At 60.7% G+C, this 13,140-nt stretch carries 12 protein-coding genes; 6 read left to right on the top strand and 6 right to left on the bottom strand.

The genetic code is table 11. The features are described from left to right. Positions 1-44 precede the first annotated feature (44 nt). Positions 45-749: a DUF4956 domain-containing protein gene (locus ON14_RS13065; protein WP_010205751.1), complete on the bottom strand. Its 705-nt coding sequence runs from the start codon at positions 747-749 to the stop codon at positions 45-47. Between the two features lie 168 nt (positions 750-917). Between ON14_RS13065 and ON14_RS13060 the strand changes: the two genes are divergently transcribed. Continuing rightward, positions 918-1,625, top strand: a complete 708-nt coding sequence (locus ON14_RS13060) for a M50 family metallopeptidase (RefSeq protein WP_010205750.1) — start codon at positions 918-920, stop codon at positions 1,623-1,625. A 51-nt stretch (positions 1,626-1,676) separates the two neighbouring features. Here ON14_RS13060 and ON14_RS13055 read toward each other — a convergent pair whose 3' ends face one another. The 3 genes from ON14_RS13055 to ON14_RS13045 form a co-directional block, all read right to left on the bottom strand. Next, on the bottom strand, positions 1,677-2,924 hold the full coding sequence (locus ON14_RS13055) for an FAD-dependent oxidoreductase (protein WP_010205749.1): 1,248 nt from the start codon (positions 2,922-2,924) through the stop codon (positions 1,677-1,679). A gap of 28 nt (positions 2,925-2,952) precedes the next feature. Beyond that, positions 2,953-3,693: an alpha/beta fold hydrolase gene (locus tag ON14_RS13050; protein WP_202800965.1), complete on the bottom strand. Its 741-nt coding sequence runs from the start codon at positions 3,691-3,693 to the stop codon at positions 2,953-2,955. Between the two features lie 147 nt (positions 3,694-3,840). Then, entirely contained in the window at positions 3,841-4,053 is a 213-nt protein-coding gene (locus ON14_RS13045) for a hypothetical protein (protein WP_010205747.1), read from the bottom strand. A 220-nt stretch (positions 4,054-4,273) separates the two neighbouring features. On the opposite strand from ON14_RS13045, the gene ON14_RS13040 reads away from it, so the two are divergent. After that, on the top strand, positions 4,274-5,167 hold the full coding sequence (locus ON14_RS13040) for a DUF4349 domain-containing protein (RefSeq protein WP_081503573.1): 894 nt from the start codon (positions 4,274-4,276) through the stop codon (positions 5,165-5,167). Here the strand turns inward: ON14_RS13040 and ON14_RS13035 are convergent. Both ON14_RS13035 and ON14_RS13030 read right to left on the bottom strand, forming a co-directional pair. Beyond that, entirely contained in the window at positions 5,100-6,167 is a 1,068-nt protein-coding gene (locus ON14_RS13035; protein WP_010205744.1) for an LLM class flavin-dependent oxidoreductase, read from the bottom strand. The genes ON14_RS13040 and ON14_RS13035 overlap by 68 nt on opposite strands. 130 nt (positions 6,168-6,297) lie before the next feature. Beyond that, complete coding sequence (locus tag ON14_RS13030; protein WP_010205743.1) at positions 6,298-7,299, bottom strand: LacI family DNA-binding transcriptional regulator; 1,002 nt, start codon at positions 7,297-7,299, stop codon at positions 6,298-6,300. 217 nt (positions 7,300-7,516) lie between these two features. On the opposite strand from ON14_RS13030, the gene ON14_RS13025 reads away from it, so the two are divergent. From ON14_RS13025 to ON14_RS13010, 4 genes are all read left to right on the top strand, one after another. Beyond that, positions 7,517-8,788 (top strand): ABC transporter substrate-binding protein, encoded by a 1,272-nt coding sequence (locus ON14_RS13025; RefSeq protein ID WP_010205742.1) that lies wholly within the window; start codon positions 7,517-7,519, stop codon positions 8,786-8,788. Between the two features lie 64 nt (positions 8,789-8,852). After that, positions 8,853-9,842, top strand: coding sequence for a carbohydrate ABC transporter permease (locus ON14_RS13020; RefSeq protein ID WP_010205741.1), 990 nt, complete (start codon positions 8,853-8,855; stop codon positions 9,840-9,842). Positions 9,843-9,852: 10 nt separating this feature from the next. Continuing rightward, entirely contained in the window at positions 9,853-10,752 is a 900-nt protein-coding gene (locus ON14_RS13015; RefSeq protein WP_010205740.1) for a carbohydrate ABC transporter permease, read from the top strand. A gap of 51 nt (positions 10,753-10,803) precedes the next feature. After that, positions 10,804-13,119: a glycoside hydrolase family 3 N-terminal domain-containing protein gene (locus ON14_RS13010; protein WP_010205739.1), complete on the top strand. Its 2,316-nt coding sequence runs from the start codon at positions 10,804-10,806 to the stop codon at positions 13,117-13,119. The last annotated feature ends 21 nt before the right edge of the window (positions 13,120-13,140 follow it).

Below are 13,140 nucleotides of genomic sequence, written 5' to 3'. Positions count from 1 at the left end.
GGTTGCCGGCGTGAATGTGGTTGGGGCTGACGCGAATTGCGTGCTCATCGGGTTGCTCCTTCGAAGCTGCTGGCGACACCGCTGGCGTCGCTGCGTGCGGTGGTCGCGTTGGCTGGGGTGGCGCTGGCACTGGCACTTCGCGATGGCAGGTCTCCGGTGGGGCCAGCAGCAACGTTTGTGCTGATCCGGTAGCGAACATCCACGATGGTCGTGTCATTGACGAGGTCGAGCTTGATGATCGTCAGCGAGTGCACTTTGGCACCGAGAAGGTCTTCGAGACGAATACGGAGGGTGGTTTCGTCGGCGATAGCCGCATCCAATGTCACCGTCTGTTGACGGTAGGCACGGAACAGGCGCGGGCTATCACCGAACGCGATGACGAGAAGGATAAGCGCCATCAGCGCGGGAGCTACGAAGGTGGCGAGCGTAGTGGTTGTGGCGACGCTGAGGTCAGCGGCTCCGAGACCGGCGATGAGACCCAGCGCGAGAGAAGCGAAGTAGTAGGCGACTTCGTGCTGCGCAATTTCAGAGGAGCGTAACCGGATGATCGAGAGCACCCCAAACAGCCCGAGACCGAGTCCAACGCCTACGGCGCTATCGGCCAGCATGACGGTGACGGCCATGACGCCGATGTTCACAATGAGGTACGCCACGAGGAGGTCGCGACGGCGGTGACGCGCAAAGTAGAGCGCGAAGGTCAGCAGCCCGATAGCGACAAGGTCGAGGGCGATCATGGTGAGTTGGCTCATGGTGTGGCTCCGGTAGTGGTGCGGTGTTCCTGCGACGCGTGCGTGTGCGTTCTGCACTGGTACCCATTGAGCCGGAGAACCCTATGGAGTTTCTATGAACGATCTTCGCGCCGCGTGGGAGACTGCGAAATGGCCAAGCATCAGTACCACAGGTGAGAGAATTCGAGCATGGATGCCCTTCTCGACTCTCTGGCCCGCACGACCCCCGTCGACATTTCGCCGACGCTGCTGATCGTCATCGTGGCCGCTGCCGCCGTGTTGAGCATCCCGCAGCCCATCTGGAAATGGTTCGGACTCTTCACGACCCTCGTGCACGAACTCGGGCACGCGGTCGGCGCCATTCTCACCGGGCGCTTTGTGCACGGCATGAAGATCCGGATGAATCATTCGGGCGAAGCGGTCAGCAGTGGGCGTGGCAAGCTGGGCTCGTCGATTAGCGGATCGCTCGGCTATCCCGCTCCGGCAATTGTCGGCGCCATTCAGTTGTGGTGTGTCACGCAGGGCTACACGGCGATGGCGCTGTTCGTGGGCGGCGCGATCCTGGTGTTGACGCTTCTCGTTATCCGCAACCTGTTCGGCTTCTTGGTGGTCGCCGTCTCGGCCGCCGCGAGCGCCGCGCTCTGGGTATGGGCTACTCCTGAGCAGCAGAGCTATGTGCTGCTCGTTATTGCCATCGCTCTTCTCGTTGGTAGCGTGCGTGGCCTCGCTACCGTCGTCGGCGTACACACACGCCGCCGCGACCAATTGAGCACCTCCGATGCCTACTTGCTCTTCAAGCGCACCGGAATCCCCTCGGTGATCTGGTTGCTGCTCTTCGCTGCACTCATCGGCGCCAGCGTCGTGTGGGCAGTCACCACGGTGCTTGAGACCTACTAGTTTGAACGGTTTTCGCGCGGCCCGTCTTCGCGCGGCCGGTTTCGCCCAGCTCTAGCGGCGCGATCTCAATACTCCGCGCGCAATGCGTTCGGGGCGAAAGCCGTAGCCGACGATCCGAGCCAAAACGGGGCGGATGCGTGGCAGCACCGCCGCGATGACGAAACGTTCCCGCAGCCGTGGCGGATTATGGATCACGGTGCGAGTCGTCGCGCTGTCGATCAGCCGGTGGGCTCCGCGTTGCAGGCGCTGCATGAGCGCGGTGGGCAGAGCGCGGCGGCGCTGCACGGCAGCACATACCGCGTCGATCGCTGCGGCATCCGTTCCGTGTTTGCGCAGCACGGGAACAAGTGTGTTTGCCAGCGCGACCGCATCCTGAATCGCATAGTTGATGCCAACGCCGAACGCGGGCGACATGGCATGCGCGGCATCCCCGATGCAGAGCGCTCCCGGCACTGACCACTCGTGAAGGCGATTGATCTGAACGGAGAGGAGTTTCACATCGTCAAAGTTGCTTATAGCAGCGGTGACATCGGTGAGGCGAGGAGCGATCCCTGCAACTTTTCGGCGAAACGCGGTGATCCCGCGCCGCTGAAATTCAGGAAAAGTGCCTTTGCGAATAAGGAGCCCGCACTGAAAATAGCCGGGGCGGGGAATCGTGACGAGCGCGGAACCGGCTCGCACGTTCGCCAGAGTATCCCGCATCGGTTTCGTCGGCCGTGGTACTCGAAACCACAGCACATCGATGGGAACACCGTAGTCAACGGGCACCAAGCCAAGGCTGTCGCGCACCGCAGAATCGCGCCCGTCTGCCGCTATCGTCAGCGCCGCCCTGACGCTCAGCGCACCAGCTGGTGTCGTCGCTTCGACACCGACCACGCGTCCGTTTTCCTGAATTTCCGAGTGGGCTGTGGCTTCTAGCACCAGCTGAAAAGACGGCTGCTGGTGTGCTTCGTCGACGAGCATGTTGAGCAGATCCCACTGCGGCATGAGCGTGACGTAGCGGTGCGGTCCGGGAAGCGAAGTGAAGTCGACGGCGCGAACGCGGATGCCGTCAATCACGGCATCAAGCGTCGAAAGTTCGCTGTGCTCGATCGCTTTCGCTGTCGCCCCCAGGCCCAGCTGATCCAGGAGGTTCAGGGTGGACGGGTGCACGGTGTCACCGCGAAAGTCTCGAAGAAAGTCGGCATGTTTCTCTAGCACGACAACGTCGATACCGGCTCGTGCGAGGATGAGCCCGGCCACAATTCCCGCTGGTCCGCCGCCCGCAATACAGACCGTGGTGTCGAGTTTCTGCGCCATGAGGGCTCCCTCCGCTACGCCTCCAACGCTACTTGTTTTTGGCCGCGACCTCACGGTCGGCGGTAATTACTTGAACAAGACGGCGCGCGAGACGCTTGCGCACGAGGTGGTCGTTCGCCTCCACTTTGTGCATGGTCACGTGGCGCATTTGTTCGATGATGCGCATCGTTCCGGGCGCGATGAACTGATCGAGGGAGCCGTAGACAACATCGATCGGCACGCGAACGGCAGCAATGTCGCTCACGGTCGTCTGCTGTTCTATGCAGTTCTGCAGGCTCAACCCGAATGCTCGCCAGTTGTGTTCTGAAACATCGAGGATGTCGTCGAGTTGAAATAATCGACGCAGCGTATCAACGGTGGCCATCGTGAATTCTTTGTTAGTGCGCAAAAATTCGTAAGCACGCATGTAGGCGCCGATTCGCGCGCGAATCAGCGGATCACCGATCTGGCTGGCGGGAACGTAAATCGGTGGGCTGACCAACACGAGTCGGCTGACCTCGCGAGGGTAGGTCGCCGTGAATCGGGCGGCGAGCAGGCTGCCCAAGGAATGCCCAACCAGGATGAAGGGGGCATCGAGCTTGAGCGAGTGCACCGTCACGGCGATCGCGGCGACGTGCTCCTCAATCGTGAAGTTCGACTCTTCGGGGCTCGGAGACTCGCCAAACCCGAGAAGGTCGAGGGAGATGCACCGGTAGTGGTCAGAGAGTTGCGGAACGACGTGGGCGAATGTTGCGGCCGACGATGCGATGCCGTGAAGAAGGAGAATCACGGGCCCTTCGCCCACGTCGCTGGCAATATTCAGGAGCGGAGCTCTCGACCGAAAGAGCGTTCGCCGGATTGTTCGCCGAATCGTTCTCCAGAAAGCCATGCCCCTAGTATCCCAGCCAGAGTGGCTGGGATACCGGGAAGCGTCTATTTAGCGCAAGTCTTCTTTGTACTCGTTCTTGATCTTGGTGGCTTCGCTCTCGGCTTCGGCTCGTTCGAGGTCGGCCTGAGCTTTCGAAACCTCAGCGTCGGCCTTTGCCTGATCAACGGAATCGCTCACGCGTTCCTTGGTGTCATCGACGAACTCTCCGACCCTTTTGGCCGTTGCTTCGCTGGCGTCCTTGGCATTGTCTAAGAGACCCATGATTCCTCCAGATAATTGATAATCCTTGGCTTCTCGTGCCCGTGTAATGGCACAAGTTCACGATACCCACACGCGCGCCAGCCGCTCCTAGTTCCCATCCAAGACCAAGCCAGCTCTCAGAGAACGTCAAGCTCGAGTTTTCTCACGTGGCGCCGGTGACGAGCGAAAAGTGTAAAACGTTGGGTAGTTTTTGCGGGGGCTACGGCTCTAAGTTGATTGCATGAGGCGCACACTATTCATCACCACAGCAATTGCACTTTCCGCTCTCACTCTTGCCGGATGCTCGGCCGGGGTGAGCACGGTCGACACTGCCGAGTCGCAGGAGTATCTCGTTGACCAAGCATCCGACGGCCGCGTCACCGAAGGCGCGAATGCCCCGATTGCTGATGGCACCGCGTTCAACGACACCGTCATGCAAGACACTGAACGAGAGGTCATCACCACTGGCTATATGTCGGTGACGGTGGAAGCCCCCGATGACGCCACCGCGGATGCGATTCGCATTACCGAGTCAGTGGGCGGCCGAGTTGATGGGCGCAATGAGTATGCCCCGCACGATGGCGATCGCGGCAGCTCTACGCTGACGTTGCGCATTCCCGCCTCCGACCTCACTGCCACTCTCGACAAGTTCAAGGAACTGGGCACTCTTCACGAAGTGTCGATCAACGCGGTCGATGTCACGATGGAGTCGCGCGATCTTGAGGCGCGCATTACGGCCCTCGACGCCTCCGTTGAACGATTGCTCGCCCTACTCACTAAGGCCGAAGACACCGAGACCCTCATCCAGCTAGAGACGGCAATCTCGGGTCGTCAAGGTGAACTCGAAAGCCTGAAATCACAGAAGCGTTACTTCGACGACCAAGTCGCGATGTCGACGATTACCCTGAGCCTCATCTCGGTCGCTGACGCGCCGAGCATCGAGCCTGACAGCTTCCTTGATGGACTGATCGCTGGCTGGGCCGGCTTCGTCGCATTCTTTGCTGGACTTCTGGTTCTGGTTGGCGTGCTCGTGCCGTGGTTGATCTTGGGCGCAGTTGTCGCCGGAGTTATCGTGATGATTGTGCGGTCGAGGCGCCAGCGTCGTCGGCCAGCAGCTCCCGCACGCGAGGAATAACCTCGGTCGCATATAACTCAATACTGCGCATCATGCGCTCGTGAGGCAGGGTTCCGGCGCTGTACTTCATGTCGAATCGTTGGATGCCGAGCGCAGAAATAGTCTTCGCTATCTTCTGCGCTACGGTCTCCGGCGATCCGGCGTACATGGAGCCGTGCTTCACTTCGCCAATGAATTCGTCAACGCTCGACTCTGGCCAGCCACGGTCGCGACCGATGCGGTCGCGCATCACCTTGTAGTGCGGCCACAGTTCCTCGACGACCCTGTCGTCAGAGTCCGTGATGTAGCCGGGAGAGTGAACGGCAACGGGAAGGTCGGGCTGCCCAAGCTCGGCCAGCGCGCGGTGGAAGAGTTCGGCATAGGGTGCGAATCGTTCGGGCTGGCCGCCGATGATCGCCAAGACCAACGGCATCCCGTAGCGGGCTGCCCGTACGACGGATTCTGGGCTTCCGCCAACACCGATCCATGTCTTGAGAGAGCCGGATTCGGTGCGGGGAAAGACTTCTTGGCTCTCAAGTCCGGCGCGAAGAGTACCGGACCACGTGACCGGTTCTTCCTTGATGAGCTCGGAGAAGAGGTCGAGCTTCTCGGCAAACAGAGTTTCGTAGTCGGCGAGGTTGTAGCCAAACAGCGGGAACGACTCGGTGAAGGAGCCGCGACCGAGGATGATCTCCGCGCGGCCATTCGACAGGGCATCCACGGTGGCAAATCGTTCGTAGACGCGCACCGGATCGTCCGAGCTCAAGACTGTTACGGCAGAGCCCAGCTGGATGTTCGTCGTCGCCGCCGCCAGCGCGCCCAGGACGGTCTCGGGAGCAGTGATCGCGAAGTCGTCGCGGTGGTGCTCGCCCACACCGAAGTAATCGACGCCGAGCTTGTCGGCCAGCACTCCCTCAGCAACAACATTGCGGATGACCTGCGCCTGACTGAGCGGCGCGCCATTTTCGTCTACCGTGACGTCGCCAAATGTGCCGAGTCCAAACTGAACCTGCTGATTCACGAGCTCCCTTTCGCTGTGACGCCGATCGCGTCCTTAGGCAAAACCGTAGTCGCGCATCCGCTATTCCACGATTGCAGCAGGCGCACCCGCCAATTGGCGGATTCCGGATGCCGCCAGCACCTATCAAGCGTCAGACGGAGTCTCGCCGCACCAGTGACGTCGGGAGAGTGTCACGGATCGCCGCCCCGTTCGGAGTCGCGATGAGTTCCGCGAGTGCTGTCACCATTCGAGCACCCAATTGTTCCAGCGGTTGCCTCACAGTGGTGAGCCGAGGTTCGAGAGTTGTCGCGATTACCGTGTCGTCGAAGGACACAAGAGAGATGTCTTCGGGCACTCGACGACCTCGCGCTTTGAGAGTTCCCACGGCTCCGGCCGCCATCAGGTCTGACATCACGAAAACGCCATCAAGGTCGGGATGCTGGTCAAGAAGCGACTGCATTGCTTCCGCGCCGCCGGCTGTCTGAAAGTTCGACTCGGCAATGAGTGAACTATCGAGGCCGTGAGCATCGAGGGCCAGTTGGAACCCTCGGAGGCGGTCTTGAGTGACCCCCATGCCGCTAGGCCCGGTGATGACGCCGATGCGGCGGCGGCCGGCAGCGATGAGCGCTTCGGCGGCGAGCCTGCTGCCACCGACGTTGTCGGAGTCGATGTAGGACAGCGAAGAGTTGACTGACTCGGCGGGCCGTCCCAGGAAGACGACGGGGAGAGCTGACTGAGCGAGCAAGCGGGGAAGCTCTGTGTTGTGCGATTCGAGAATCACCATGGCCCCGTCGACGTGACTCGCTTCGAGAAAGCGCAGGAACTTCTCGTCGCTTTCGTCGTTTGCCCTCAGAAGCATGACAAGTTGCTGATCCGATTTTGCGATCTCGCGGATGGCTCCGTGCAGCGCCATCGCAAAGAAGGAGTTGGTCATTCCCTCGATGTTCGTTTCTGAGACGATGAGCGCGACCGAGTCGTGTTTGCCGCGAGCCAATGAGCGGGCTGCCGGATTGGGGCGAAAACCGAGCTTCTCGGCTGCGCGCTGCACTGCCGATATCCGCTCAGGGTGCACAGTGAGCTTGCCATTGATCGCCCGAGAGGCCGTGGTGCGCGATACACCGGCTTCGCGCGCGACGTCGTCGAGGGTAACCATCTGCACATCATCCCCCGCATCGCATCAATTTGTGGAATGCGCACCGACGATCGGCGCGAATTTTTGAGAAGCATAATCTTTTTGTTGTCTTTCCCCACATAACCCTATACGGTGGCATCACCCCATCAAGGAAGCGCTTCCTCGAACAAATCTCGAGCATCGCCACCGAGATGGATGCCCCCGTAATTCCCAATCACACCTCAATGTGGAGGATGCAATGACAGCGAAAAAATTTGCCAGAACAGTGATCGCCGGAGGCGCAGCACTTGCGCTTCTTGCCGGATGTTCCTCGGGCGGAGGTGACACCGATGGCAAGATCACTCTCGACGTCTGGACTTTCGGTGGCATGGGCCTCGACGAAGCATTCGCAACGTACCAAGAAGAGAATCCCAACATTATCCTGAAGGTCACCAATGCTGGCGGTTCAGACGAACAAGCTCAAGCCCTGACCACGGCGCTCGCCGGCGGTAAGGGGCCCGACGTCGCGGCGATCGAAGTCGGCTACATGTCTCAGTTCAAGGCTCAACCGCAAAACTTCGTCGATCTGCGCACTCTCGGTTCAGACGACATTGAAAGCAGCTTTCTCGACTGGCGCTGGTCGCAGGGCGTCGCCGCTGACGGCTCGGTAGTCGGCATCCCGACCGATGTGGGCGGGCTGGCAATGGCCTACCGCACCGACCTCTTCGAGGCCGCCGGCCTCCCCAGCGACCGGGACGAGGTAAGCGCCCTGTGGCCGACGTGGGACGACTTCATCGAAGTCGGCGCAGAGTACCGCGCAGCCACCGGCAAGGGAATGATCGACAACGTCAACAGCGCGATCTTCAACCCTGCTGTACGCCAGGGCAGCGAAATGTATTACGGCGACGGCGACGATGATCTCATCTACGAAACCAACCCTGACGTTCAAGAAGCGTTTGGCTATGCTCTCGACGCCATCGATGCGGACATCAGTTCGCGCACTCCATCGTGGAGTGAAGCCTGGAATGCCGGTATGAACAATGGTGACTTCGCCGTGCTTGCCGCTCCCGCGTGGATGATGACGTACATCTCCCAGCAGGCGCCAGACACGTCAGGGAAGTGGGATATCGCAGCGGTTCCCGAGAACGCCGGCAACTGGGGCGGTAGCCAGCTCGCTATCCCTGCTAAGTCAGACCACCCCGAAGAGGCATTCGCCTTCATCGAGTGGCTCATGTCGCCGGAGCGTCAGCTCGAGATCTTCCAGGCCCACGGCAACTTCCCGTCGACCCCGGAACTCTACGACACCGAGGACATCCAGAACTTCACCAGTGAGTTCTTCAACGATGCCCCCGTCGGGCCGATCTACGCGAACAGCGTGGCGTCCATCGAGCCGATCTTCGAAGGCCCGCAGCAGCGCATCATCGACACCGCGATCTTGAACTCGCTTTCGCAGGTCGAGAACGGTGAAGAACCTGCGGCTGATGCCTGGTCCACTGCATTGAAGAATGTCAAGACTGCCCTAGGCGGCTAGTGCTCCCGGGGCGGGCTCACTCTCGTGGGCCCGCCCCTTCCCATCCCCTGTCAAGGAGTTCGCCATGGTTCTGTCAGCCCCTCCCCGTTCCGCCCCCGCGCCTCAGCGCCCCACAAGCCCCAAGAGCACCAAGAGCACCGGCCTCAAGCCTCGACGTCGCATCAAGTCGGCGTCACGAGTGGATGCTTTTGCCCCCTACATGTACATTGCGCCGTTCTTCGCGCTCTTCGCCGTGTTCGGCCTGTTCCCCACGATCTTCACGTTCTACGTCGCTCTCTTCGACTGGAACCCGATCGGCGGCCAGACCTTCATCGGGCTGGACAACTTCGTCACTCTCTACGGCGACGAGCGTTTCTGGAACGCGATGCGCAACACCTTCAGCATCTGGATTCTCTCGACGGTGCCGCAGCTGCTGCTCGCCCTCTTCCTAGCGCAGCTCCTGAACAACGTCCGCTTGAAGTTCGCCAACCTGTTCCGGATGACGATGCTCGTTCCGTACATCACCTCGGTGGTGGCGACGACGATCGTCTTTGCCTCGCTCTTCGGTCGCGACTACGGCCTCATCAATAGCTTCCTCAACCTCTTTGGGATCGACTCGATTGACTTCGCGGCAAACACCTTCGCGAGCCACATCATGGTCTCGACCATGGTGCTGTGGCGTTGGTTCGGGTACAACACTCTGATCTATCTCGCGGCGCTTCAAGCAATCCCGAAAGACATTTACGAAGCTGCCGCCATCGATGGCGCTGGAGGGTTCAAACAGTTCTTCTACGTGACGATTCCCTCGCTTCGTCCCGTCATCATCTTCACGATCATCGTTTCTACCATTGGTGGCCTTCAGGTCTTCACTGAGCCTCTACTGCTCTCCGCCCCTGGGCTCACAGGCGGTGCCGGTCGCCAATTCCAGACCCTCAGCCTGTTTATGTACGAGCAAGGGTTCGGCAACTTCCAGTTCGGCTACGGCTCCGCCATCGGCGTGACGCTGTTCGCGCTGATCGTCGTGTTCTCTGTCATCAACTATTTGCTCTCTCGTCGCATCACCTCAGACGACTAAGGACGCCATCATGACTACTTCGACCCCTGACTCTGTCGTCACCCCTGACTCTGTCGCCACCCCTGTTCCTCGCCCCCGCAAACGTGCTTTCGCCGGTCGCGTGCGCTGGTGGACCTACGCCTTCCTCTTCGCCTCGGTCGCCGTGAGTGCGTTTCCGCTGTATTGGATGTTCGTCGTCTCGACGAATGACTCCGCAGCGGTATCCCAAACACCCCCGACTGTGGTGCCCGGCGGTAACTTCTTTGTTCTCGCGGAGCAGGTCTTCACGACCGTGCCGTTTGTGCAGAGCCTGGCGAACTCGTTCATCGTGGCGGGAAGCATCGCGATTTCCCAAATGATCTTGTGCACTCTCGCCGGCTTCGCGTTCGCGAAGTTGGAATTCCGCGGGCGCGATCCCCTCTTCATCATTGTGCTCATCACCATGATGGTTCCCACCCAGCTCGCCGTGATCCCGCTCTACATGATCATGTCGAATCTTGAGTGGATCGATACCCTTCAGGCCCTCATCGTGCCGGGAATGGCCAGCGCGTTCGGCATCTTCTGGATGCGTCAGCACCTCTCAACCGTTCTCAACAATGAGCTCATGCAAGCAGCAAGGATCGATGGCTGCAGTACCTGGCAGATCTACTGGCGCATCGCTTTTCCGCTCGTGCGCTCCGCTGGTTTCGTGCTCGGACTCTTGGCGTTTGTGACCGCGTGGAACGACTTCCTCTGGCCGCTCATCGTGATCCAGTCGCCCGAGAACTACACGGTGCAACTCGCGATTAAGGCGCTGCAACGGCAGTACTTCGTTGACTACGGTCTGGCGATGTCGGGATCGTTCCTCGCGACGATTCCGCTACTCATCCTCTTCATTTTTGTCGGCCGCAAGATGGTTGCCGGCGTCATGGATGGCGCCTTCAAGGGATAAGCCCCGCGCCCGTCTGTCTCCACCACTTCACGCCCTCTCCAGAAAGAAACCATGACTCTCTCCACCACTGCGCTGCCTGACGTTCCCGAAATGAATGTTCAGGTCGATCAGCTCATCGCCCAGATGACCCTCGAAGAAAAGCTCGCTCAACTCGTCGGTATTTGGGTAGGAGCCGGGGCCGACGGCCAAAGTGTCGCTCCGATGCAGAGCGCACAAGCCGACGGAGCTCACGACTTCAACGAATTCTCGAAGAACGGGCTCGGCCACCTCACCAGAGTGTTCGGCACGGTACCCGTCAGCCCCACGGCAGGGCGCTCGGCACTGGGGCGCACGCAACGATGGCTGCGAGACAACACTCGCCTCGGCATTCCTGCGCTCGCCCACGAAGAGTGCCTCACTGGCCTCGCTGCGTGGCAGGCGACGACGTTCCCCACTCCCTTGGCGTGGGGCGCAACGTTCGATCCGGCCCTCATTGAGCAAATGGGGCACGCCATCGGTGAAAGCATGACGAAGCTCGGGGTGCACCAGGGGCTCGCTCCCGTGCTCGATGTGATTCGTGATGTGCGGTGGGGCCGCGTTGAAGAGTGCATCGCCGAAGACCCTTTCGTGGTCGGAGAGCTCGGTTCTGCCTACGTGCGCGGACTGCAGTCCACGGGCATTATCGCCACTCTCAAGCATTTCGTCGGGTACTCCAATTCCCGAGCGGGGCGAAACTTGGCTCCCGTCCATGCCGGACCGCGCGAAGTCGCCGACGTGCTGCTTGTCCCCTTTGAAATGGCGGTGCTGGATGCGGGCGTGGGCTCGGTCATGCACTCGTACGCCGAAATTGATGGCATTCCCGTGGCATCCGACTCCACTCTCTTGACAGACCTCTTGCGCGACCGTTGGGGCTTCGAAGGAACCGTAGTCGCTGACTACTTTGGCGTTGCGTTTCTTGAAACTCTGCATCAGGTTGCGAGTGACCTGGGGGATGCAGCCGCTCAAGCGTTGACGGCAGGCGTCGACGTCGAGTTGCCGACCGGGAAGGCCTACCTCGCCCCTCTCGCAGAGAAAGTGCGCAGTGGAGAAGTCGACGGCGCGCTGGTGGATCGCGCTCTGCGCCGAGTGCTGCAGCAGAAGCAGCAGCTGGGGTTGCTCGACCCTGAATCCGCCACATTCTCCATTGATGTCGACGGTGACGAGATCGACCTCGATCCCCCGCACCACCGCGCAATCGCCGCGGCCATCGCTGAGAAGTCCATCACGCTGTTGAGCAACGACGGGATTCTGCCGTTAGCTCCGGATGCTCGCATTGCGGTCGTTGGCCCCAACGCACACCGCACCGCGGCCCTGTTCGGCTGTTACTCGTTCGTGAATCACGTGCTCGAACGGCACCCGGATGTCGAAATGGGCTTCGAAGTCGAGACACTGTTCGAGAGCCTCGACCACGATTTCAGTTCCGTGCTTGGTTTCGCCCAGGGCTGCGCCGTGGACGACGACGACACCTCGAAGATTGCCGAGGCTGTCGAGCTCGCCGCCGCTGCAGAAGTAGCCGTCATCGCTGTCGGCGACCACGCCGGCCTCTTTGGCCGCGGCACCTCAGGCGAAGGCTGCGACCGCGACTCGCTTGAGCTTCCCGGAGTTCAGCGCCAGCTCGTCGAAGCCGTGCTCGCCACCGGAACGCCGGTTGTGCTCGTGGTCATTTCCGGACGCCCCTATGCGATCGACTGGGCTGCTGCGCGTGGCGCGGCAATCGTTCAGGCATTCTTCCCCGGCGAAGAAGGAGCCGCTGCCATCAGTGGAGTTCTCGCCGGTCGCATCAACCCTTCGGGGCGGCTCGCCGTATCGGTTCCTCGCTCGGCAGGATCGCAACCGTACTCGTACCTTCACCCGCGCCTCGGCGAACCGAGTGAGGTGTCCAACCTCACGACTGCGCCCGCGTTCCCCTTTGGCTATGGCCTCAGCTATACGAGCTTCAGCTATTCGGATGCAGGCGTCGCCTCTGAGTCGATCGCTGCCGACGGCACATTCGATATTCAATTCACGGTCACCAACAGCGGAGCCCGTGAAGGCGATGAGGTCGTGCAGGTCTATGCGAACGATGTCGTGAGTTCCGTTACCCGACCCACGCGTCAACTCATTGCGTTCACCCGCGTGACGCTTCAGCCGGGAGAATCGCGAACTCTCGCGATGAGCATCCCCACAACTCGCATCGCTTTCAGCGACCGCAGCATGACTCGCATCGTCGAACCCGGCGATGTGCGACTGTGGCTCGGCACCGATTGCGAAACCGAAGCCGTGCCCCTCGGAACAGTCACGATCACTGGCGCCGCGCACGCCGTAACCAGCGCCGACAGCCGAACGGTAACGATCACCCCCGTCGAGTAGAGCGCGAGAGTTTCGGTGCAC

It is taken from the genome of Salinibacterium sp. PAMC 21357 (assembly GCF_000247645.1).
Classification (GTDB): domain Bacteria; phylum Actinomycetota; class Actinomycetes; order Actinomycetales; family Microbacteriaceae; genus Rhodoglobus.
The sequence above is the reverse complement of the archived record's forward strand: the minus strand, read 5'-3'. Positions and strand labels throughout refer to the sequence as shown.